At 72.7% G+C, this 21,763-nt stretch carries 17 protein-coding genes; 11 read left to right on the top strand and 6 right to left on the bottom strand.

Going from position 1 to position 21,763, the window contains the following annotated elements; all coding sequences use genetic code 11:
• Window positions 1-35: 35 nt before the first annotated feature.
• Complete coding sequence (locus ACGFI7_RS07290) at window positions 36-2,153, top strand: ATP-binding protein (protein WP_393401874.1); 2,118 nt, start codon at window positions 36-38, stop codon at window positions 2,151-2,153.
• A 53-nt stretch (window positions 2,154-2,206) separates the two neighbouring features.
• Here ACGFI7_RS07290 and ACGFI7_RS07285 read toward each other — a convergent pair whose 3' ends face one another.
• Window positions 2,207-3,208, bottom strand: coding sequence for a hypothetical protein (locus tag ACGFI7_RS07285; protein WP_393400330.1), 1,002 nt, complete (start codon window positions 3,206-3,208; stop codon window positions 2,207-2,209).
• A gap of 478 nt (window positions 3,209-3,686) precedes the next feature.
• Between ACGFI7_RS07285 and ACGFI7_RS07280 the strand changes: the two genes are divergently transcribed.
• Together ACGFI7_RS07280 and ACGFI7_RS07275 are read left to right on the top strand one after the other, a co-directional pair.
• Complete coding sequence (locus tag ACGFI7_RS07280; protein WP_393400328.1) at window positions 3,687-4,586, top strand: proteasome assembly chaperone family protein; 900 nt, start codon at window positions 3,687-3,689, stop codon at window positions 4,584-4,586.
• Between the two features lie 21 nt (window positions 4,587-4,607).
• Window positions 4,608-5,648: a Gfo/Idh/MocA family oxidoreductase gene (locus ACGFI7_RS07275; protein WP_393400325.1), complete on the top strand. Its 1,041-nt coding sequence runs from the start codon at window positions 4,608-4,610 to the stop codon at window positions 5,646-5,648.
• Here ACGFI7_RS07275 and ACGFI7_RS07270 read toward each other — a convergent pair.
• Entirely contained in the window at window positions 5,645-6,427 is a 783-nt protein-coding gene (locus tag ACGFI7_RS07270; protein WP_393400322.1) for a tyrosine-protein phosphatase, read from the bottom strand. The two genes, ACGFI7_RS07275 and ACGFI7_RS07270, sit on opposite strands and share 4 nt — an antisense overlap.
• A 73-nt stretch (window positions 6,428-6,500) precedes the next feature.
• Here ACGFI7_RS07270 and ACGFI7_RS07265 point away from each other — a divergent pair, with 73 nt between their 5' ends.
• The gene (locus ACGFI7_RS07265) at window positions 6,501-7,373 is read left to right on the top strand and encodes a hypothetical protein (RefSeq protein WP_393400320.1); all 873 of its coding nucleotides are present in this window, start codon (window positions 6,501-6,503) and stop codon (window positions 7,371-7,373) included.
• On the opposite strand, the gene ACGFI7_RS07260 is transcribed toward ACGFI7_RS07265, so the two are convergent.
• Window positions 7,354-9,882 (bottom strand): ATP-binding protein, encoded by a 2,529-nt coding sequence (locus tag ACGFI7_RS07260; RefSeq protein WP_393400318.1) that lies wholly within the window; start codon window positions 9,880-9,882, stop codon window positions 7,354-7,356. The two genes, ACGFI7_RS07265 and ACGFI7_RS07260, sit on opposite strands and share 20 nt — an antisense overlap.
• Before the next feature lie 55 nt (window positions 9,883-9,937).
• On the bottom strand, window positions 9,938-12,052 hold the full coding sequence (locus tag ACGFI7_RS07255) for a M6 family metalloprotease domain-containing protein (RefSeq protein ID WP_393400316.1): 2,115 nt from the start codon (window positions 12,050-12,052) through the stop codon (window positions 9,938-9,940).
• Window positions 12,053-12,158: 106 nt separating this feature from the next.
• On the opposite strand from ACGFI7_RS07255, the gene ACGFI7_RS07250 reads away from it, so the two are divergent.
• The gene (locus ACGFI7_RS07250; protein WP_393400314.1) at window positions 12,159-13,310 is read left to right on the top strand and encodes a PucR family transcriptional regulator; all 1,152 of its coding nucleotides are present in this window, start codon (window positions 12,159-12,161) and stop codon (window positions 13,308-13,310) included.
• A 63-nt stretch (window positions 13,311-13,373) separates the two neighbouring features.
• Window positions 13,374-14,408: a hypothetical protein gene (locus ACGFI7_RS07245; RefSeq protein ID WP_393400311.1), complete on the top strand. Its 1,035-nt coding sequence runs from the start codon at window positions 13,374-13,376 to the stop codon at window positions 14,406-14,408.
• A 10-nt stretch (window positions 14,409-14,418) separates the two neighbouring features.
• On the opposite strand, the gene ACGFI7_RS07240 is transcribed toward ACGFI7_RS07245, so the two are convergent.
• Window positions 14,419-14,841 (bottom strand): MarR family winged helix-turn-helix transcriptional regulator, encoded by a 423-nt coding sequence (locus ACGFI7_RS07240; RefSeq protein ID WP_393400309.1) that lies wholly within the window; start codon window positions 14,839-14,841, stop codon window positions 14,419-14,421.
• 58 nt (window positions 14,842-14,899) lie between these two features.
• Here ACGFI7_RS07240 and ACGFI7_RS07235 point away from each other — a divergent pair, with 58 nt between their 5' ends.
• From ACGFI7_RS07235 to ACGFI7_RS07215, 5 genes are all read left to right on the top strand, one after another.
• Window positions 14,900-16,633, top strand: coding sequence for an ABC transporter ATP-binding protein (locus ACGFI7_RS07235; RefSeq protein ID WP_393400307.1), 1,734 nt, complete (start codon window positions 14,900-14,902; stop codon window positions 16,631-16,633).
• Between the two features lie 52 nt (window positions 16,634-16,685).
• On the top strand, window positions 16,686-17,390 hold the full coding sequence (locus tag ACGFI7_RS07230; RefSeq protein ID WP_393400305.1) for a Crp/Fnr family transcriptional regulator: 705 nt from the start codon (window positions 16,686-16,688) through the stop codon (window positions 17,388-17,390).
• 83 nt (window positions 17,391-17,473) lie between these two features.
• Window positions 17,474-18,724, top strand: a complete 1,251-nt coding sequence (locus ACGFI7_RS07225; RefSeq protein WP_393400303.1) for an MFS transporter — start codon at window positions 17,474-17,476, stop codon at window positions 18,722-18,724.
• 9 nt (window positions 18,725-18,733) lie between these two features.
• The gene (locus ACGFI7_RS07220; RefSeq protein ID WP_393400301.1) at window positions 18,734-20,434 is read left to right on the top strand and encodes a gamma-glutamyltransferase family protein; all 1,701 of its coding nucleotides are present in this window, start codon (window positions 18,734-18,736) and stop codon (window positions 20,432-20,434) included.
• Window positions 20,435-20,457: 23 nt separating this feature from the next.
• Window positions 20,458-21,000 carry a hemerythrin domain-containing protein gene (locus ACGFI7_RS07215; RefSeq protein WP_393400298.1) on the top strand — a complete coding sequence of 181 codons (543 nt, stop codon included), beginning with the start codon at window positions 20,458-20,460 and terminating at the stop codon, window positions 20,998-21,000.
• A gap of 105 nt (window positions 21,001-21,105) precedes the next feature.
• On the opposite strand, the gene ACGFI7_RS07210 is transcribed toward ACGFI7_RS07215, so the two are convergent.
• Window positions 21,106-21,762, bottom strand: coding sequence for an HAD family hydrolase (locus ACGFI7_RS07210; RefSeq protein ID WP_393400296.1), 657 nt, complete (start codon window positions 21,760-21,762; stop codon window positions 21,106-21,108).
• Window position 21,763 lies beyond the last annotated feature (1 nt).

Raw genomic sequence — 21,763 nt, 5'->3', positions numbered from 1 at the left:
GGAGGCAGGTTGTCGCCTATCCCCCCGTGAGGCTGATGATGGCCACCCCGACAGGATGGCGGCGAGATGGCAATCTGCCGGCGGAGCTGACGAGCTTCGTGGGGCGGACCCGCCTTCTCGCCAACCTCAAGCGGCACCTCGGTGAGTCGCGCCTGGTCACCGTCACGGGCATCGGCGGGGTCGGCAAGTCGCGCACCGTGCTCCGGCTGGCCCACCAGGTCCGGGCGCTCTATCCCGACGGCGTGTGGTTCGCCGACCTGGCCCGGCTGCAGGACGCGGGCATGGTCCGGCACACGATCGCCTCCGCGCTCGGCATCGCCGACCAGTCCTCGCGGGCCGAGTCCGAGACGCTGTCGGAGTGGGTCGGCGACCGCGACATGCTGCTCATCATCGACACCTGCGAGCATCTGGTGCAGGGCTGCGCCGAGCTGGTGCACGAGCTGCTGGAGGCGGCGCCCAACCTGAAGGTGCTGGCCACCAGCCGCCAGTCGCTCCACCTGCCCTACGAGCAGGTGGTGCCGGTGCCGCCGCTGCAGGTGCCCGAGGACGACCCGATGGAGAACCTGTTCACCAACGAGTCGGTGCAGCTCTTCGCGGCCCGGGCGGTGGCGGTGGAGCCCGAGTTCGTGCTCGACGAGGACAACATCAACGCGGTGGCCGAGCTGTGCCGCCGGCTCGACGGCATCCCGCTGGCGATCGAGCTGGCCGCGGTGCGGCTGCGGGCGCTGTCGGTGGAGCAGATCCTGGGCCTGCTGGCCGACCGGTTCAGCCTGCTGGCCGGGGCCAGCCGCACGGCCCTGCCCCGCCACCAGACGCTGCGGGCCGCCATCGGGTGGAGCCACGAGCTGTGCGAGCCGGCCGAGCGGCTGCTGTGGGCGCGGCTGTCGGTGTTCGCGGGCGACTTCGAGCTCGACGCGGCCCGTTACGTGTGCGCCGACGACCGGCTGCCGTCGGAGGACATCACCGATCTGGTGACCGGGCTGGTGGAGAAGTCGATCCTGCTCATCCAGAGCAACCACGCGGGCGTCCGCTACAAGCTGATCGACACGCTGGCGGAGTACGGCGAGGAGTGGCTGGAGAAGCTCGGCCAGGCCCAGGTCATGCGCCACAAGCATCTGCAGTACTACCTGGCCCTGGCCGCGCGGAGTGAGGACGCGTGGTCCGGGCCGCGCCAGATCTACTGGTTCATCCGGATGCGCCAGGAGCACGACAACGTACGGCTCGCGCTGGAGCACGCGCTGCGCACGCAGGGCGAGACGCTCATGGCGCTGACGCTGCTGTCGTCGCTCTGGTTCATGTGGGTGTGCTGCGGTTTCGTCCGCGAGGGCCGGCTCTATCTGGAGCGGGCGCTGGAGGCCAACCCGGGCGTGAGCAAGGAGCGCTGCAAGGCGCTGTGGGTGCTGTCCTACGTACGCAGCGCGCAGGGCGACAGCGTGGGCGCGCTGAACGCGGCCGAGTTGTGCAGCACCGAGGCGGTCCGGGTGGGCGACTCGCGCGCGGTGATCCTGGCCTCCAAGATGCAGGGCACGGCCGCGCTGCTCCAGGGCGACCTGCAGAAGGCCAGCGCCCTGCTGGGCGTGGCGATCGAGTTCAACACCGACAACAAGGAGCTCAACCCGGGCCTGCTGCCCGCGATCGTCGAGCTGTCGCTGGTGCTGTCGGCGCAGGGTGAGGCCTACGAGGCCGAGTCGCTGCTGCAGGACTGCCTCCAGGTGTGCCGCGAGCGCGGCGAGTTGTGGGTCGGCTCGTACGCGCAGTGGGCGATGTCGCTGACCAAGCTGGCCACCGGCCGGCCCGACGAGGCGCTGCACAGCGCCCGCGAGGGGCTGCGGGTCAAGCGCCACTTCCACGACACGCTCGGCACGTTGCTGTCGCTGGAGACCACGGCGCGGATCTTCGTCGCGCGCGGCCAGGAGCGGATGGCCGCGTTGCTGCTCGGCGCGCTGCAGCAGAACTGGAAGACGGCCGGGCTGCCCATGCTGGGCGCCCCGTTCCTCACCGGTGACCACGACCAGTGCGTCAAGGAGTGCCAGAAGTCGCTGGGCGAGAAGGCCTACTGGGCGGCGTTCGAGGAGGGCGGCCGGCTGGACCTCGACGAGGCGTCCGCGCTCGCGCTCGGCGATCTGGACGCCCCCGAGGACTCCTCTGTCTGAGACGTTCTGCGGCGCGCCGTGCCCGGGACCCGGCACGGCGCGTGGGACCGGGGTCAGACGGCCTGCGGCCAGCGGGTCCCGGTCGGCCAGGCGTGCACGTACCGCGCGCTGCCCAGCGAGAACTCGATGTGGCCGCGTACCCAGTGTTCGAGGCCGCGTACGTACTTGCGGACGGGGAGCGACGCCCAGGTGTCGAGGCGGGCGCGCCGCTCGACGAAGGCGGCGATGGCGTCGTTGTGCATCCGGGAGACCTCGTGCAGCGCCTCCTGGAGGGTCAGCGCCCGATGCGTGGCCAGCACGGTGACCAGGTTGTGCCGGGCCTTGTCGTTGCCGCGTTCCTTGGCGTACGAGAGCAGGTCGTTGTCCCAGCCGATGAGGTCGCAGGCCAGGTCCGACAGGGTGCGCACGTCGGGGTGGTGCCATTCCTCGGCTTCGAGGCGATAGCCGCCGCCCACGTCGATGAGCGCGAAGCAGGTGAACGTGGCGCCGGTGATGCGCCGCATGAGGACGTAGTCCTCGGGGACGGGGATGAGGTCGACCTCGCGGTTGGCCGCCTCCCAGATCTGGGCGAACAGGTATTCCTTCACCGTGGTCCGCCATCGGTCGACCTGGGCGGGGCTGCCCGGTTCCGCGATGCGGTCGAGGAGTTCGCGCAGGGTGACGCCGAACGGGTCGCGCGGGTCGGGTTCCCTGCGCCTGTCGAGGACTTCCAGCAGGGGCGGCAGGGCTCGGGCCAGTGCGGAGGCCCGGTGTCCCATCAACTCCCCTTCACAGAACGCGTCGTCGAAGGCGAACAGCCAGTTGTACCAGTCGTTGATCAGCCTGAGACTCTCGCGGGACACGGTCGGGTTCGTCCGTGCGGCGAGCATGCCGATCTTTGAGCGCCGGAAGTGCTCGATCGTGTCGGCTCCGGCGAGCATGGTGGAGGCGGCCAGCCACGTGTGGCTCTCGGCGTCGACCTCGGCCGCGTGCTCGTTGATCTCGTTGGGGAAGGGGCACGGGAGCGGAGGGATGCGGAGTGGTCGCCTACCAAAGGAATGCGCAGAAGTAGCCACTCACCCAGCATGACTAGACAGTGTCCGAAAGGCCACACTCGGCTACTTTCATGCAAATGCTTGAAATTTCATACTATGACTATTTCGCCCCGAACGTTGAAGAAACTGATCGATCGCGAATATCCACGGTCCCGCGACCACGGACGACGGCCCAGGCGCGAGGCCGGACGGCGTCCTGACCACGGCGGACGCCTCCCCCGGACGCGGCGCCGACCGGCGCGATCGGCCCTCCGGACGCCCCCTGTCGGCATGACCGTGTACCCGGAGTGACCGTGACGAGCCACGAAAATCAGCAAAGTGTCACCTTGGCCGCCGCCGCGACCGGCCGGGACACCCGCCTCCGGCCAGGTCGGGCGGGTCCAGGGGCCTCCGGGGCCCGGTCATCGACCCTCTTGTGCCTCGATAGGGTGCCCTGCACGGAATCGTTCCGGCTCACCGTGGGTTCTGGATGTGAGTACCTAGGGAAAGGCTGTCCAACGTGTTCGACCCGACGGATCTTTACAGGCTCGCCGAGGATCTGCCCGAGCTGACCGATCCGGTGTTGCTGTATCACTTCGACGGTTTCGTCGACGCCGGGGCGGCCGGGCGGCTCGCCCTGCGTCACGTGCTGGACGAACTGGAGCACCGGGTCGTCGCCACGTTCGACGTGGACCGGCTGCTCGACTACCGGTCCCGGCGGCCGGTGATGGTGTTCGACACCGACCGGTGGGTGGAGGTCGAGACCCCGGAGCTGGTGGTCCACAGCGTCAAGGACGCGACGGGCACCCCCTTCCTGCTGATGACCGGCCCCGAGCCGGACCGCGCTTGGGAGCTGTTCATCCAGGCCGTCGGCACGCTCGCCGACCGGTTCGGGGTGAGCAGGCTGGTGACCGCGCACGGCATCCCGATGGCGGTGCCGCACACCCGCCCGCTGGGCGTCACCATGCACGCCAGCCGGCCCGAGCTGATGAACGCCCAGGCGAGCACGTTCGGCAGGGTGCAGGTGCCGGGCAGCGTGGCCGCCCTGATGGAGTTCCGGCTGGGGGCGCGGGGGCGCGACGCGATCGGCTTCGCCGTGCACGTGCCCCACTACCTGTCGCAGGCCGAGTACCCGACGGCCGCGGTCACCGTGCTGGAGGCGGTCACCAGGAACACCGGGCTGGTGTTCCCGCTCGACAGCCTGCGCGAGGCCGCGCAGCGCACCACCGTGGAGATCGAGGAGCAGATCAACTCCTCGGCTGAGCTGTCCAGCGCGATCAGCGGGCTGGAGCAGCAGTACGACGCGTTCGCGGGCGGCGCCGAGCGGGAGAACCTCATCGCCGAGTCCACCCCGATGCCGACCGGCGACGAGCTGGCGGCGCAGTTCGAGCGGTTCCTGGCGGAGCGCGACGACGAGTGATCAGCTGGGTAACCTGGGACGATGGATGAGATCCGGGTCGGGCTGATCGGTTACGGCACGGCGGGGGCGGTCTTCCACGCGCCGCTGATCGAGGCCACGCCGGGGCTGCGGCTGGCGGCGGTGGTGACGCGCGACCCCGGCAGGCAGACCCAGGTGTCCACCCGCTACGGCGCCACGCCCGTCCCCGACGCCGCCGCGCTGTGGGAGTTGTGCGACCTGGTCGTGGTGGCCTCACCCAACCGGACGCACGCGAGCCTGGCGGCCGAGGCCCTGGAGCGGGGCCGGGCCGTGGTGGTCGACAAGCCGTTCGCCCGGACGGCCGAGGAGGCGCGCGCCGTCACCCGGCTGGCCCGCGAGCGCGGCCTGATGCTCACCGTCTTCCAGAACCGGCGCTGGGACGGCGACTTCCGCACCGTGCGGGCGCTGGTCGAGCGCGACGCGCTGGGCGAGGTGCGCCGGCTGGAGTCGCGCTTCGAGCGCTGGCGGCCGGCGCCCAAGGGCGGCTGGCGTGAGACCGGCGGCCCCGGCGACGCCGCTGGTCTCCTCTACGACCTGGGCAGCCACCTCGTCGACCAGGCGCTCCAGCTGCTCGGTCCGGTCACGCACGTCTACTGCGAGAGCGACGTGCGGCGCGCGGGGGTGGCGGCCGACGACGACACGTTCCTCGCGCTGACGCACGCGGGCGGGGCCCGGTCGCACCTGTGGGTCAGCGCGGTGACCCCGAGCCTCGGGCCGCGTTTCCGCGTGCTCGGTTCGACGGCCGCGTATCTCAAGTACGGGCTGGACGTGCAGGAGGAGCGGCTGCGCGCCGGACTCTCGCCCGCCGCGGCGGGGTTCGGCGACGAGGACGAGGACCGGTGGGGGACGCTCGGGGCCGGCGACGACCTGCGGGCCGTGCCGACCGAGGCGGGCGCGTACCTCGACTTCTACCGCGGCGTGGAGTCGGCGCTGCGCGCCGGCGGGCCGCCTCCCGTGACGCCCGAGAGCGCCGTGGCGGCGCTGGAGGTGATCGAGGCGGCCCGGCGGTCGGCGGACGAGCGTCGGGTGGTCGCGGTCGGCTAGTCGCGCAGCCGGGCGCGCAGCGCCTTGCTGTCGTCGTCGGTCCAGCCGTTCCTGGCCAGCCAGCCGAGCGGGCCGTCGAAGCGCTCGTCGAGCACGCCGAGAAACTGCTCGAGGTAACGGGGGCGGGGCATGTGGTCGTCGGCCGGACGCGAGTCGAGGTCGTCGCGGTAGGTGGAGCTGGCCCGCAGGCGGCGCAGGATGAGCTCCAGCCGTTCGCCGGTGGCGGCGTAGTCGGCCACGATGGCCTCGCGGGTCGCCCCGGCCACCTCCAGCGCGAGCGCGCACAGCACGCCGGTGCGGTCCTTGCCCGCGGCGCAGTGGACGACCGCCGCACCCTCGTCGCGCGCCATCGTGCGCAGCGCCCGCACCACCGCGTCGGGCCGGTCGCGCAGGTAGCCGTAGTAGAAGCCGGTGACGCGCAGCTCGGCGTCTGTCTGGCGCTCGTGCCAGGGCAGCACGCGGTCGCCCTCGATGGTGTCGGCCTCGACGTCGGTGCGCCGCCCGCCCTCGGGGAAGAGCGTCAGGTGGTGGTGGGTCACCTCGGGCACGGTGGCCAGCGGCCCCGGGCCTTCGAGCGTCACCTCGGCGGTCGAGCGCAGGTCGACCACATGCCGCAGCTTGAGGTCCCGGACCAGCCGGGTGATGTCGCCCGGGGTCAGACCCTGCAGGTTGTCGGACCGCAGGATCCGGCCGTATCGCGTGACGTCGCCGTCACGCGTCGGAATCCCGCCCAGGTCACGGACGTTGACGGCGCCTTCGAGATCGATCCATCTGCTCATCAGGTTCACCCCGTCGACCCTATATGTCCGGCAAAGATGAGCGGATTCGCGGTTCATAACGCAGCATGAACGTATGGATCCGCGCGCTCTGCCCCCTCGGCTGGTGATCGATCCATCGCTGCCCCCGGACATCTCGGCCGAGCTCCGGTCGAACCTGCACGTGCTCCGGCTGGCCAGGTCCGGGTGGCGGATGGAAAGCTCCCGCAACTTCACCTGGTTGTTCGTCGTCCCCGGCCTTCTGTTGTTGCTGTGGATGCTGACGGGCACCGGGCTGGCCGTCACGGCCGCCGTCGGCGTCGCCGCCTTCGGCCTGATCCGCTGGCTGTCCGTCGGCGCGTACAACAGAGACACCCGGCGCAAGCTCCGGCTGGCGTACGAGTACGCCAACTACTACATCCTCCCGGAGGATCTCGACTATCCCTGCCAGGTGCTGCTGCGCCGCGCCCAGCGGGCGGCCGAGGCGATCCTCGGCTCACGGGTGCACCGGGCCGGCCTGATCGACACCATCGACAACCGGGTGACGCTGCCCGAGGAGGTCTGGCAGATCGCGCAGCGGCTGCGCAAGCTGTCGGCCATGCACGCCGAGCACGGCAAGATCGTCCCCCGTGATCTGCCCACCGGGCTGCAGGACGCGTTCAAGCCGTACAGCACGGCGCTGGACGCGGCCTGGACGTCGCTGTCGAAGCGGGTGCGCAACCTGGAGCAGTACGCCAAGCAGGTGCTGAAGGCCGACAAGGTGTTCCACGCGCACCAGCGGCTGGAGGCGCTGGCCGCGCGCGCCCCCGACTACCAGGAGCTGATCGCCGACACGGTGCGCGACGACATGGCGCGGGCGCATCTGAAGGAGCTGACCGACCAGGCCAAGCAGGCGCGCAAGCTGTTCGAGGAGAGCATCCTGGAGGCCAGGCAGGCGGCGGGCGAGCTGCTCAGGCCTCCACACGCTTGAGCAGCTCCAGCGTGCGGCGCATGCCGGCCTCGTTGCCCAGGCTGCGGTAGATCCCCCTGGCCTGGCGCAGCGGCGCCACGGCGGCGTCCCTGGCCCCGGCCTCCAGGTGCGCCTCGCCGAGATACTGCAGCCCGAGCGCCATCCACCAGCGGTCGCCCAGCTGCTCGAAGGCGCCGACGGCGCGGCGCAGCTCCCGTTCGGCCTCCTCCATCCGGCGCAGCCTGCCGAGCACCCGGCCGACCGACACGGTCGAGCGGGCCACCCCCCAGGAGTCGCCGAGCGCCTCCAGGAGCTCCCCCGCCCGCCGGGCCACCTCCAGCTCGCGCTGGCCGCCTGCGGGGTCGCCGACCTCGCCTGCGGCCCGCAGGCAGCGGGCCTCCTCCCACAGCTCGCCGCGCTGCCGGAACATCTCGGCCGCCCGGTCCAGGCTGTGGCCGGCCCTGGCGAAGGTCTCGGCGGCAGCCCGGTGCTCGCCGGCCCGGTGGCGGCCACGGGCCTGGGCCGCGAGCACCTCGCCGTACACGCGCAGCGTCTGCGCCTCGGAATAGCGGTTGCCGTCCCGCTCGAACACCTCCAGCGCGTCCTCCAGCAGCTGCCTGGCCTCCTCGGGGCGGCGCTCGGCCAGCCGCATCTCGGCGAGGTTGCGTTGCGTACGTGCCATCCACCAGAAGTCCTCGGCCCCCTTGAACGCGGTGATGGCCGCGACCAGGAACTCCTGGGCCCGGTCGAGGTGACCGTCGCTGAACAGCGTCATGCCGATGGTGCGCAGTGCCCTGGCGGCCCACCACGTCTCCCCCAGCTCCTGGAACACCTCCAGCGCCCGTTCGGCGTCGGCGCGGCCGCGTTCCTGGCCGCCCTGCAGCCCCTGGACGGCGGCGCGGTCCAGGGCGGCGATGGCCTGCGCGCGCCGGTCGCCGGCCCGTTCTGCGGCCTCGCAGCCGAGGTCGGCGACCTCCGCCCAGTCGGCCCAGTAGGCGCGCAGCGAGTGGCAGAGCGAGCAGAACGCCCGGGACAGCCCCCAGGTCAGCTCCCACAGCTCCAGCCGCCGGGCGATGCCGATCATCGCCAGGAACGTGAGCCGCTCGGCGTACAGCCAGTCGCCCGCGTGGATCTGGCCCTCCGGGGAGGAGCGGCGGCCGCCCTTGCTCCAGTCCTGCGGCCAGCGGTCCTGCGCGGCCTCCTCGGCCCGCCGCCGGTAGCCGTACAGGACCCGTTCGATGGCGTCCCCGCGCCGGACCGGGTCGTCGGCCTCGGCCTGTTCGGCGGCGAACAGCGCGACGAGGTCGTGCAGCCGGTACCGCATCGTCCCGGTCAGGTCGGTGCCCGAGCACTCCGCGAGCTGGGCGTCGATCAGCGCCTCCAGCTGGTCGGCGCCGTCCAGGGTGGAGATGTCGAGCAGCTCGCCCGCCACCCAGCCGGGCACGTCGGGGGCCGAGCTGAGCGCGCTGAGCAGGCGTAGGAGCCTGCGCTGCATGCCGGTGCAGTCGTCGTAACTGAGCTGCACCGAGGCGCGCACGCTCTTGTCCACGGTGGGCGCCAGCTCCAGCTGGTCGAGGCGGCGGCGCTCGTCGGCCAGCCGGTCGGCCATCTGCCGCAGCGTCCACTGCTCCCGGGTGGCCAGGCGGCCGCCGCAGATGCCGATGGCCAGCGGCAGATAGTCGCAGAGCCGGACGATCTCCTTGGCGGACTCCAGGTCGTCCGCCACCCGCCGGCCGCCGGCCAGCCGGGCCAGCAGCTCCACGCCGTGCGCCTGGCTGAACGGGCCGAGCCGGGTGTCGTGGGTGCCGCCGAGGAACAGCGGCTGGCGGGAGGTGACCAGCACGGCGCAGCCGCGTTCGGCCGGGATCAGCGCCTTGACCTGGTCGGCGCTGTGGGCGTTGTCCAGGCCGATGAGGATGCTGCGGCCCTTGGTCCAGGTCAGCCAGAGCTTGCGCAGGTCCTCCAGGCCGCCGGGGTCGGTGGTCAGCCGGACGCCGAGCGCGCGCAGGAACCCGATCAGCACCTCCTCGGGCCGTACCGGGGCGTCGACGCCGCCGCGCAGGTCGGCGTAGAGCCGGCCGTCGGGGAACCGGCCGGCGACCTCCTGGCCGAACCGGGTGATGAGGGCCGACTTGCCGACGCCGCCCCGCCCGTACACGGAGACCACCAGCGCGGGCGAGCCGGCCGGGGCGTGCTTGCGTGCGGCGAACACCTCGCGCAGCTCGGCCAGCGCGTCGGCGCGGCCGGTGAAGTGCTCGGGCACGGGCGGCCACTGCTCGGGCGCCCGGGAGGCCGGCTCGACCGCTCTGACGCGGCGGGGCCTGGACTCGGTGGTGGCCCAGGTGGCCACGCCGACGAGGAGGGCCGCCGCCGCCGTGACGCCCACCTTGGCGGCGGGCGGGATCTCCCATTCCAGGGCCGCCGCGAGGATGCTGGCCGCGGCGGCGGCGAGGCCGGCGGCGACCGGCGCGGCCAGCCCGATCCTCTTCGCGCCCCGGGGCCGGGGGTGGTCGGGCAGATCACCTGTCATGATCGGATTGAATCCGATGGGGCACGGCTCGCGCCAGCCGTGCCCCGTCGTTCCTCTAGAGACCCGCCACGAGACAGGTGGCGGTGGCCGACTTGGCCGGGTCGCTCTCCGAGGTGGCGGTGAGCTTGACCTTGGCCAGCCTGGCGCCGCCGGTGTCCCGGAGGGCGTTGACGGTCACGGTCGCGTGCTTGCCGGACTCGACGGCCGCGAGCGCGTTGGGCACCTGCGCGGTCCAGCCCCGGCCGGACACCTCCGCGGTGAGGCGGTAGACGTCGGACTTCAGGTAGCCGCTGACGTCCTCGGGGTGCTGCCCCTGGGCCGGCGCGGACTTCCCGGTGTTGAACAGCGGGAACGTGCAGGTGGAGCGGTTCTTGCCGGACGGGATGCCGGCGGCGGGGAGCAGCCGCACGCCGCGCCGCTGCGGGCCCGCGCCGTCGAGGGAGCGGATCGCCACGGTGTAGGACAGGATGCCCTTGCGGTCGCGGTGCACGTCGGTGACGTAGAAGTGCAGCCGGTTGGCCTCGTCGACGTACTCGTACTCACTGCCGGAGTCGGTGCCGGCGTGGAAGAGCGCGTCCGAGAGCTGGCGGTAGTCGCCGATCGTGATCGGCACCTGGGTGCCGTCGGGCAGCACGTAGTCGGTCATGCCGATGTCCTGCGGGTTGGCGTCGACGACCCACTCGAACGGGGCCCGGTCGGCGTTCTTGGTCTTGGCCAGGAGCACGCCGGAGTCCGGGGTGAACGAGTCGGTGCCCATCCGGTCGACGACCTCGACGGTGTAGTTGTCGTAGCCGCCGCCGTCGCACATGGGATCGGTGTTCGGGTCGCAGGCGGGGCTCTTGTCACCGGTGTCGAAGGAGATGTTGACGCCGGACAGCCCCTTGTCGCCGGGCTGCACGGCGCGGGCCGTCACCCTGGCGGTGACCAGGCCGGACTCGTCCAGCGCCTCGCGCGACAGGCGCAGCACGTTCCGCTCGTCCACCATCTCCAGCTTGATCTTGTTGCGGAGCATGTGCTGGGCGCCCATGGACGCACCCGAGGTGGGCGGGATCAGCCAGCGGGAGTGCGGGCCGCCGGGCCCGTTGAAGCTGCCGCGGCTGAGCATCTCCCAGATGCCGGTGTAGGCGCGGCGCGGCGGCACCCCGTACGGGTTGTTGTAGTTGTCGGCGATGCCCATGATGTGGCTCAGCTCGTGGGCGTAGACCGCCATGCCGGAGCTCTCGGCCTGCACCGAGTCGATGCCGAACCGGGCGTTGGGCCAGAACGTGGAGCCGGCCTGCCAGGATGTCCACTCGACGTAGCGGGTCCTGGACCAGTTGGGCAGGCTCGGGTCGTTCTCCGGGCCCCACTCGTCCGGCACGTCCTCCTTGGCGGGGAACTTCATCATGCCGAACTCCTGCCAGGTGGACGACTCGTCCTGGCCGGCGCTGAGGTAGAAGACGAAGTCGAACTGGTCGGCGACCTCCTGGCCGACGTCGGCCAGCCAGGCGGCGTTGCCGTCGGCGCGCAGGTTGCGGTTGCAGGTGTCGCCCGCCGGGCAGGCGGTGCCGCCCTGGAACTCCATCGCGTACTCGTGGTCCTTGCCGGGCATCGTGTACGGGCCGAACCCGGTCAGCTCGACCCCGTAGCGCCCGCCGGAGTCCTCCATCCAGTACTCGTGGATGGTGTGGCCCCGGTTGAGTGCGTTCGGGGTGTTGAGGAAGTCCTGGTAGAACCGGGCGACCTGGTCGCGCGGCACGTCGTGGGCCTCGGCGCTGGGGTTGCCGAAGATCGTCGAGCCCTTCGGCCGGGTGACCACGAACTCCTGGTTCGGGTAGTCCAGCAGCACCAGCGCGCCCTTGAAGGTGCGCACCGAGCCCTTGGCGGCCGGGTCGCTCCAGTTGGTGCCGGGCACCTTCTTGTAGTCGGCCCACGTCATGTGGTCCGGGTTCTCCCAGTTCTGCGGGTCGATCGGGGTGATGCCGGTCGACGGGCGGCCACGCTGGGCGCTCGGGTTCTCCGCGGGCTCGTCACGCTGCCAGGGCTGGGTCTGCGGCCAGTGGTCGAGCCGCCAGGGGTGCTCGGGGTCTTCTGCGGGGGGTGCTGCGGAAGCGGGAGTCGCCATCAGGCTCACCGGGATCAGCACGATGGCCGACAGCAAACCTCCCAGCAGCTTCTTCGGGGCTATCACGGCTCGACGGTATAGAGCATATTGACCGAGATCACCGTTCAGTTGTAGGGAAGACCTGTAGGAGCGCTTCCAACAAGTGATGAAAAGTCCTGATCAAGGGGCGCCGGTGGCGGATCTTCAGCGGATCGTCGACGAACTCGCGGCGCGGCTCGGCCGCCCGCTGCTGCTGGAGGACCGCCTCCAGCGGGTGGTCGCCTACAGCGAGCAGAACGGCCCCATGGACGACATCCGCCGCGACTCCATCCTGCGCCGTCACACCACCGCAGGGGTGCGGCAGTGGCTGCGCGCCGCCGGGGTGCACGACGCGCAGGGCCCGTTGCGCACGCCGGGCGCGCCGCACCTCGGGCTGCTGCCCCGGGTGTGCGTGCCGGTCCGGCACGAGGCGGCGCTGCTGGGGTTCCTGTGGTTCATCGACGCGGCGCCGGCCATGTCCGGGGCCCAGATCGCCGAGGCGGCGGCCGCCGTCCCCGGGGTGGCCCTGGCGCTGTTCCACGAGAGCCTGGCCACCGGGCTGGCCTCGCACCGGGAGCTGGAGGCGGTCACCGGGCTGCTCATGGGCGAGCGGGAGGCGGCGCTCCAGCTCATCGAGGCGGGCGCGTTCCCGCAGGCGCAGCCGGTGACGGTGCTGGTGGCCAGACCGCCCGCGGGCGAGCCGGACGACGCGCTGCGGCTGGCGCTGGAGCAGGGGCTGCTGGCGCTGCGGCGACGGCTGAGCGGGCACCATCCGCTCCACCTGGTCCGCTACGACCACGCGGCGCTGCTGGTGGCCGGCCCGCCGATCGCCGCCGACGAGGTGCACGCGGCCATGTCGGTGCCGATCGTGGTCGGCATCGGCCGCCCGCGGCCCGTGCTGGCCGAGGCGGCCGGGTCCTACGCCGAGGCGCGGCACGCCGCGGACGTGGCCGCGCGGGTGCCGGGGCTGGGCCGCTCGGCGCTGTGGGAGCGGCTGGGCGTCTACCGGATGCTCACCCGGCTGCCCGACTCCGAGCTGCATCCCGGGCTGGAGCCGCTGCTGGGCGACGCGCAGCACCAGACGCTGCTGGAGACGCTGGAGACCTATCTGGACCTGGCGGGCAGCGCCGTCGCCACCTCACGGGCGCTGCGGCTGCACCGGACCTCGCTGTACTACCGGCTGCAGCGGGTGGAGGAGCTGGCCCGTACCGATCTGAAGGACGGCGGCGAGCGGCTGGCCCTCCATCTGAGCCTCAAGCTGGCCAGACTGTCGGGCCGCTACCGGCCACGCGACCCGATCGGATGATTGCGGCGTATCCCCATACTCACGTTTAATGTCATAAAGGGGATATTTGTCACGGGAGTCTCCATGGGTGTCGCGAAGCGCGCCGGACCGGTTCTGAGCGCCCGCGCGCCCGCGCCCGTCATCCTCCACTCCGCGCCGCTGGTGCTGCCCATCGTCACCGAGCCGATCCGCGACGGCGCCGTCGCGATCCGCGGCGGCCGGGTGCTGCGCGCCGGGCCGCGGAACGAACTGCTGAGCCGCTACCGCGTCACCGAGGAGCACCGCTGGCGCGGGACGATCGTCGCCGGCCTGGTGGACGCCTACGCCGCGGGCGGCGCGCCGGGTCCTGGCGTGGTGGCCAGGGCGGTCGAGCTCGGCGACCCCGCCACGCCGGGGACGACGGCACACGGGCCCGCGACCGAGGTCTCGTACGTGCGCGTGACGTGCGAGTCGGAGCCCGACTGGGAGGAGTCCCTGCGCGACGCGCTGATCACGGCCCTGCACGAGGCGGACCGGCCGGTCGGCGTCGCCGCCCACACCCGCGACCCGCACGTGCTGGAGGACGTGGCACTGCTGGCCAGGACGTTCGCGCTGCGGCTGCTGGTCGACCTGGACCGCTACTCCCCCGCCGAGCTGGACGAGTCGGGCGTGCTCGGGCGGCACTGCCACGCGGTGTGCGCCCGGCCGCTGGACCCGGGCGAGCGCAAGCTGCTCAGGCTGCGCGGCACGACGGTCGCGCTCCGCCCGGGGCCGGGCGCCGGCGAGTGGCCGGTGCTGGTGGAGGAGGGCAACCAGCTCGCCCTCGGCACGGCATCGATCACGGACTCCCCGCAGGCGCCCGGTGACGTGCTGGCGTTCGCGGCGGCCGTCCGGGCGCGGGTGCGGGAGCTGGGGGCGCGCCCGCGCGGGCTGGACCGCACCCTGGTGGAGGCCGCCACGCTCGGCGGCGCCAGGGCCCTCGGCATGGCGGACGGTCCTGGCGGCCTCGGCGCCCTGCGCCCCGGCGGCCGGGCGTGCTTCGCGGTGTTCGACTCCCGGGGGCGCTACCCGTACTCCGCCCTGCTGCGCGGGCCCGCCTGCCTGGCCACGGTCGTCGACGGGCGCGTGCACCTCACCTGACACGCCCCGGTCAGTCGTCGAACTGGCTGGCCACCGTGCGCAGCAGGCCCTCCAGCCGGTCGCGCTGTCCGGGTGAGAGCACCGCGAACAGCTCCTGCGCCGCCTGGCGCCGCGCCTCGCGCGCCCGTTCCAGGGTCTCGCCGCCTGCGTCCGTCAGCCGTACCAGGGTCGAGCGGCGGTTGGCCGGATCGACCTCACGGCGCACCAGCCCGGCCGCCTCCAGCGCGTCGACCACCGGCGTGACCGAGCGGGGCACGATGCGCAGCCGCTCGGCCAGCCGCACCATGCGCAGCGGCTCCCCCTCGACGGCCAGCGCGCGCAGCGCCCGCGCCTGCCCGGGGTTGAGCCCGAGCGGCTCCAGCCGGCGCGCGTAGCCGTGGCGCAGCCGGCGGGTGACGAGGTGGAGCAGCTCGGCCAGCTCCGCGTCATCCATTCCTGTCTCCGATGTGAGGTAACCTCTGTTTGAGGTTATATCAGAAAGAGGTGTTGATTTGCCCGATGAACCACGCGCGCCGATGCGGCGCATCCTCGCTCTCTTCCGCCCCTACCGCGGCCGCCTGGCCGGGGTGGGCGCGCTCATCCTGCTGTCGTCGCTGGTCTCGCTCGCCTCGCCGTTCCTCCTGCGCGAGGTGCTGGACGTGGCCATCCCCGCCCGGGACTCCGGGCTGCTGGCGCTGCTCGCGCTGGGCATGATCGCCGTCGCCGTCACCACCAGCGTCTTCGACGTGCTGCAGACCCTGGTGTCCACCACCGTCGGCCAGCGGGTCATGCACGACCTGCGCACCGCCGTCTACGCCCACCTGCAGCGCATGTCGCTGGCGTTCTTCACGCGGACCAGGACCGGCGAGATCCAGTCGCGCATCGCCAACGACATCGGCGGCATGCAGGCGGTGGTCACCTCGACCGCCGCGTCCCTCGTCTCGAACCTGACCACGGTCCTGGCCACGGTGGTGGCCATGCTGGTGCTCGACTGGCGGCTCACCGTGCTGTCGCTGCTGCTGCTCCCGGTGTTCGTGTGGATCAGCCGCAAGGTCGGCAAGGAGCGCAGGCGCATCACCAACGAGCGTCAGCGCAAGCTGGCCGCCGTCTCGGCCATGGTGCAGGAGTCGCTGTCGATCAGCGGCATCCTGCTCGGCCGCACCATGGGCCGCTCGGCCGAGCTGACGCGCCGGTTCGCCGGCGACTCGGACGAGCTCGCCGAGCTGGAGGTACGGGCGAGCATGGCGGGCCGCTGGCGGCAGTCGTCCATCCAGATCATCATGGCGGCCATGCCCGCGCTGGTCTACTGGGCCGTCGGCCACACCGGCGCGATCTCGGTGGGCACGCTGGTGGCCTTTACCACGCTGCAGACCACCCTGTTCAGGCCCTCGGTCGCGCTGCTGCGGCTGGGCGTGGAGGTGCAGAGCTCGCTCGCGCTGTTCGGGCGCATCTTCGAGTATCTGGACCTGCCGGTCGACCTCCGCCCCGGCAGCCGCGTCCTGGAGGACGCGCGCGGCGAGGTCCGCTTCGAGAACGTCGGCTTCTCGTACGGCGAGACGCCGACGCTGTCGGGCGTGGACATCACGATCCCGGCGGGCGGCCACCTGGCCGTGGTCGGCGAGACCGGCTCGGGAAAGACCACGCTCAGCTACCTCCCGCCGCGGCTCTACGACGTCACCGGCGGCCGGGTCACGATCGACGGGGTCGACGTGCGCGAGCTGACCTTCGAGTCGCTGGCCGAGACGGTCGGCGTGGTCTCGCAGGAGACCTACCTGTTCCACGCCTCCATCGCCGACAACCTGCGCTTCGCCAAGCCGGACGCCACCGACGAGGAGCTGGAGGCGGCGGCACGGGCGGCCCGCATCCACGACCACATCGCCGGCCTGCCCGACGGTTACGACACGCTGGTCGGCGAGCGCGGCTACCGGTTCTCCGGCGGCGAGAAGCAGCGCCTGGCCATCGCCCGCACGCTGCTGCGCGACCCGCCGGTGCTCATCCTGGACGAGGCCACCAGCGCCCTCGACACCCAGACGGAGAGGGCCGTCCAGGAGGCCCTGGACTCGCTCGTCCGGGGCCGCACCACGATCACCATCGCGCACCGCCTGTCCACGGTCCGCGACGCGGACGAGATCGTCGTCCTGGACCACGGCCGCGTCGTCGAACGCGGCACCCACGCGTCCCTCCTGGCGGCGGAGGGCCACTATGCCGCTCTGGTAAGCCGGGATCAGCCGCACGAGCTGGTCTGATCTTGGTTGCGATGCCATGCTCGCTGGTAGGCGAGGGAGCCCGGAGGCGGACATGGCTGGTCTGCACATCTTTCCCGCTGGCACTTTTCTCCACTACCTGCCCTATCCGGAACGCAGGCGGTTGCTCCGGCTCGGCGCCGAGGAACGGTTCCCGGCCCAGCGGGTGCTGATGCGGCAGGGCGACGCACGAAAGCCGATTTTCGTGCTGCTCGACGGGATCGTGAAGGTCACCGCTCCGGGCGAGGGCCACGATGCCCTGCTGGCGGTACGGGTCGCGGGCGACGTGATCGGCGACATGGTGCCGCTGTCCCACAGCCTGCACACCGCCACGGTGACCGCCTGCGGGGAGTGCCGGGCCTCGGTGATCGGCGGGCCGGAGTTCCTGGACTTCGTCCGGGGGTGCCCTCCGGCGGGCCTGGCCATGACCCGGTTCGTGGTGGACCGGCTGCGCTGGGCGGAGGCGGCGAGGCTGGACCTGGCGGGCTACGACCCCGGGGCGAGCGTGGCGCGGCTGCTGCTGACGCTGGCCGGGCGGCACGGCTGGACCGCGCCCGGCGGGCTGGACGTCGGCATCCCGCTCAGCCCTGACGAACTGGCCGTCCTCGTCGGGGACGATCCGGACACGGTGCTGAAGGCGCTCGACGGGCTGCGGCGGCGCGGGCTGGTGCGGCCGGACGCGCCGCGGCTGCTGATCACCGATGCGGACGGGCTCACCGCCATGGCGGACGCTCCTAAACCTCCTCGCCTGGTGATATGACCCACATTTAGGGTGGTCCGGAAATCCGGTTCCGGTCCAGGTGTGTTCTCTTCTCGGCCGCACCTTCAAGTCCGGGAAAAGTCTTGTTCATCAGCTCGTCCACGTTCCGCGCCCTGCGTCACCACAACTACCGGCTCTGGGCAGCGGCGGACCTCGTCTCCGTCACCGGCACCTGGATGCAGGTCCTCGGCGTCAACTGGCTCATCCTCACCCTCACCGGCTCGGCCACCAGCGTCGGCCTCAGCCTGGTCATGCAGGCGCTGCCCACGCTCCTGCTCGGGATGTGGGGCGGCGCGCTGGCGGACCGGCTGCCGACCCGCCCGGTCGTCGTCGCCGCCCAGATCGCGCAGGCCGCGCTGGCGCTCGTGCTGGCCGCGATCGCCCTCAGCGGCACGCAGCCGCCGCTGCCGATCTACGCGGTTGCCCTGGCCGGCGGCGTCGTCTCGGCCCTGGGCGGACCGGCGCTCGGGCGGTTCGGCGCGGAGGTGGTCCCCCCTGCCGACCTGCCGAACGCGATGGCGCTCGGCTCGATCGTGAACTCGGCGGGGCGCATCCTGGGCATGTCGCTGGCCGGGATGATGTTGCCCCTCACCGGCAACACCGGGCTGTTCCTGGCCAACGCGCTCACGTTCGCCGCGGTGATCGCCGCCGTGGCGTGCATGCGGTCGTCGGAGTTCCACGAGCTCGCAGGCGAGGAGCGCCGGCCGGGCGCCGTGCTCGCGGGGCTGCGGTACGTGGCGCGTACCCCGTGGTTGCTCATCCTGCTCGCGCTGTCGGTCGTGCTGGGCAGCCTGGGGCGCAACTACCAGGTGACCATGGCCGCGATGAGCGCGGGCCCGCTGGCGGCGGGGGCGGGCGGGTACGCGCTGCTGTCCACGGTGTTCGCCGTCGGGACCGTCGTGGGCGGGTTCGTCACCGCCTCGCGGCCGCAGCTGACGATCCGGCTGCTGCTGATCTCGGCCTTCCTCATCAGCGTGCTCCAGGCGCTCAGCGGGCTGATGCCGTCGCTGGCCGCCTTCGCCGCCGCGATGCTGCCGATCGCGGCCGGGGCCATCCTGGTGGACACCACGGTCTCGGCGCGGGCGCAGCTCGACAGCCCGGACGCCATGCGCGGGCGGGTGCTGGCCGCCGTGGGCATGGCCGGCGCCGCCTCGGGGGCGCTGGGCGGACCTGCGCTGGGATGGCTGAGCGACGCCTTCGGCCCCGGGGTGGCGCTGCAGGTGGGCGGCGTCTCCTGCGTCGCGGCGACGCTGCTGGCGGCGGCCGCGCTGGCGAAGCTCAGGAAGACCGCCCCGCGCCCGGCGCCCGCGCGCGTGGCCCTGGAGAACGCCTAGTCTCGGACGGTGCGAAACACCCGATACGCCCCTTCCGGGATGGTGTGCACCATCGACCATCTCGCGTCCGCCGCCGGAGTGTCGGCCCTCGACCGCGGCGGGTCCGCGGCCGACGCCGCCATCGCCGCCAACGCCGTGCTCGCCGTCACCTCCCCGCACATGTGCGGCCTCGGCGGCGACCTCTTCGCCCTCGTCCACGACGGCTCCCCCCGGACAGACCACCCGCCCGCGGCCCGCGCCACCCAGGGAGACGCGGGGGCGGGAGACGGGAGACCGATGGGGACTGGACCGGCGGGCGGGCGGCCCCCAGGCGACGGGCCGAGAGGCGTTGGATCCGCGGCCGGGGGGTCGGGAGGCGTTGGATCCGCGGGCGAGGGGCCGGTTCATGCGCTCAACGCTTCCGGGCGGGCGGGGTCGGGGGCGGATGCCGGGCGGTTGCGCGGTGAGGGGCATCGGGGGATGCCGCACCGGCTGGACGTCAGGTCCGTGCCGGTGCCGGGGTGCGTGGACGGCTGGCTCGCGCTGCACGCCCGGTACGGCAGGCTCCCGCTGGCCGAGCTGTTCGCCCCAGCCGTCCGGCTGGCCCGCGACGGGTTCCCGGCCTCGCCGCTGCTGGCGCCGATGTCCCGCGAGATCGCCGGCCGCCCCGGCGCCGCCGACTTCGCCGGGATCCGGGCCGCCGGTGACCGGGTCCGCAGGCCCGGCGTGGCCCGCGCGCTGGAGGCCGTGGCCGACGGCGGACGCGCCGGGTTCTACCTGGGGGAGTTCGGCGAGGGCCTGCTGGAGCTGGGGGCCGGCGAGTACACGCGGGCCGATCTGGAACGGGTGAACGCCGACTGGGCGGAGCCGCCGCGGGTGCGGGCGTTCGGCCACGACGTGTGGTCGGCCCCGCCCAACTCCCAGGGCTACCTGCTGCTGCTCTCGCTGGGCATCCTGGACGGGCTGGACCTGCCGCCCGCCACCACCCACGCCGCCTGGGCGCACGCGCTGGCCGAGTCCGCCCGCGCCGCCGCCCACGACCGGGTCGCCCTGCTGCACGAGCACGCCACCGGCCTGCTGTCCCCCGCCGAGATCGAGCGCCGCCGGGCGCTGGTCGGACGAGGGGATCTCCCGGTGCCCGCCGCGGAGGGCGACACCACGTATCTCTGCGCGGTGGACGGCGACGGGCTCGGCGTCTCCCTCATCCAGTCGAACGCCTCCGGTTTCGGAAGCTTCCTGTTCGAGCCTCGTACCGGCATCAACCTGCACAACCGCGGCATCGGCTTCTCGCTGGAACCGGGTCACCCCGCCGAGTACGGCCCCGGCAGGCGGCCTCCGCACACGCTCACGCCCGCGCTCGTCACCCGTCCCGACGGCTCGCTCCGCGCGGTGGCCGGCACGATGGGCGGTGACGCGCAGCCGCAGATCCTGCTCCAGGTGATCACCAGGCTGCTGCGGTACGGGCAGACCCCGGGAGAGGCGATCGCGGCGCCGCGCTGGCGGTTCGGCAGCGGCTCCGGCTTCGACACCTGGCACGGCGCCGGAGCGCCGGTGGTCGAGCTGGAGGACGGCACCGGCTGGCAGGACGGGCTGGCCGCGCTCGGCCATCGCGTGTCGCCGGTGCCCGGTGGCGCGTTCGGGCACGCCCACCTCATCGAGGTGCTGGCGGACGGGATGCTGGCCGGGGCCGCGGACCCGCGCGCGCTCACCGGCGCCGCGATTGGGCGGTGACGAGCGGGGTAGCCACGGTGGCCATGGCAACCGACGTCATCACTCTGATCACGAATGACCACCGCAAGGTCGAGGCGCTCTTCGAGCGGCTCAAGAAGGAGGAGGGCGACGCGAAGGCCACCGTGGCCGAGCTGCACGCCCTGCTCACCGCGCACGCCCGCGCCGAGGAGGACCGGGTCTACCCGGACCTCGACGCGCACCACGGCCTGGAGGAGCACAAGGAGGCCGAGGTCCTCCTCGACGAGCTGGTCCGGGCGACGCCCGGCACCCTGGAGTTCCGGCAGACGCTGGAGAAGCTCGTCGAGTCGGTCAACCACCACGTCGAGGAGGAAGAGAGCGACCTGCTGCCGCAGCTGGCGCAGCAGGCCGGCGACAAGCGGCTCCAGGAGCTGGGCAAGGCGTTCCAGCAGCGCCGCGACGAGGAGCTCCAGGCGCTGATGTCCGTCCAGGACGGCGGCGATGTCACCAAGGCGGAACTGTACGAGCAGGCCCAGGAGGCGGACATCCCCGGCCGTTCCCAGATGGACAAGGAAGAACTCAAGGAAGCCGTACGCAAGAACGCGTGAACCCCGCCACCGCGGCCCGCGCCCCACGGCCCCCCAGCCGGCGGGACCGGGCCGCACGGGCGTGCGGCCCGCGCGGCCCGGCCGCGCCGTCGCCGGGCGGGGGCGTCAGCTCAGGCGGCGCAGGGCCGGGAGCAGCGCGTGCAGGTCGTCGGCGATCACGTCGGCGACCTCGCGCGCTTCCGGCCGGGCCGCGTGCAGGTAGCCCCACGGGCCGCGGCGCAGCAGCGCGGTCCGCATCCCGGCCGCGGCGGCCGGGATCACGTCGTTGTCGAACCGGTCCCCCACGTACAGGATCTCGCCCGGCTCGCGGCCCGCCACCGCCGCCACCTTGGCGAAGAACGCGGGATCCGGCTTGGCCACCCCCCACCCGTCGGACGTGTACACGGAGTCGACCGGCAGGTCCATCGCCAGCAGCGCGTCGCGGGCCCGCTCCGGCTGGTTGCCCGCCAGGATCACCGCGTAGCCCGCCTCCCGCAGCCCGCCGAGCGCCTCCCGCACGTCGGGGTAGAGGTCGTCGGCGTCGAAGTGGTTGCGCAGGCTGTCAGGCTCGTCCCGCTCCCAGGCCGCCATCTCCGCCTCGACGTCGAACCCGGGCCGCACCAGCTCGAACCCCTCGCTGTAGGACCGGTCCAGCGCCGCCATCCCGCCGAGCACGCCCATCAGCACGAACCTCGGCACCCCGAGCCGATCGGCCCACCGCGACCAGATCCGCGTCTCGTCGATCACGGTCTCGCCGACGTCCAGCACCACAGCCTTGATCATC

Source organism: Nonomuraea sp. NPDC048826 (assembly GCF_043198225.1).
Lineage (GTDB): Bacteria > Actinomycetota > Actinomycetes > Streptosporangiales > Streptosporangiaceae > Nonomuraea.
The sequence above is the reverse complement of the archived record's forward strand: the minus strand, read 5'-3'. Positions and strand labels throughout refer to the sequence as shown.

Excerpts from the sequence above, each read along its gene's own strand:
- ACGFI7_RS07240 (WP_393400309.1), bottom strand. The coding sequence starts at position 14,841 with ATGGATGACGCGGAGCTGGCCGAGCTGCTCCACCTCGTCACCCGCCGG.
- ACGFI7_RS07270 (WP_393400322.1), bottom strand. The coding sequence starts at position 6,427 with ATGAGCAGATGGATCGATCTCGAAGGCGCCGTCAACGTCCGTGACCTG.
- ACGFI7_RS07245 (WP_393400311.1), top strand. The coding sequence starts at position 13,374 with ATGGGTGTCGCGAAGCGCGCCGGACCGGTTCTGAGCGCCCGCGCGCCC.
- ACGFI7_RS07260 (WP_393400318.1), bottom strand. The coding sequence starts at position 9,882 with ATGACAGGTGATCTGCCCGACCACCCCCGGCCCCGGGGCGCGAAGAGG.
- ACGFI7_RS07275 (WP_393400325.1), top strand. The coding sequence starts at position 4,608 with ATGGATGAGATCCGGGTCGGGCTGATCGGTTACGGCACGGCGGGGGCG.
- ACGFI7_RS07215 (WP_393400298.1), top strand. The coding sequence starts at position 20,458 with ATGGCAACCGACGTCATCACTCTGATCACGAATGACCACCGCAAGGTC.
- ACGFI7_RS07265 (WP_393400320.1), top strand. The coding sequence starts at position 6,501 with ATGGATCCGCGCGCTCTGCCCCCTCGGCTGGTGATCGATCCATCGCTG.
- ACGFI7_RS07290 (WP_393401874.1), top strand. The coding sequence starts at position 36 with ATGATGGCCACCCCGACAGGATGGCGGCGAGATGGCAATCTGCCGGCG.
- ACGFI7_RS07230 (WP_393400305.1), top strand. The coding sequence starts at position 16,686 with ATGGCTGGTCTGCACATCTTTCCCGCTGGCACTTTTCTCCACTACCTG.
- ACGFI7_RS07210 (WP_393400296.1), bottom strand. The coding sequence starts at position 21,762 with ATGATCAAGGCTGTGGTGCTGGACGTCGGCGAGACCGTGATCGACGAG.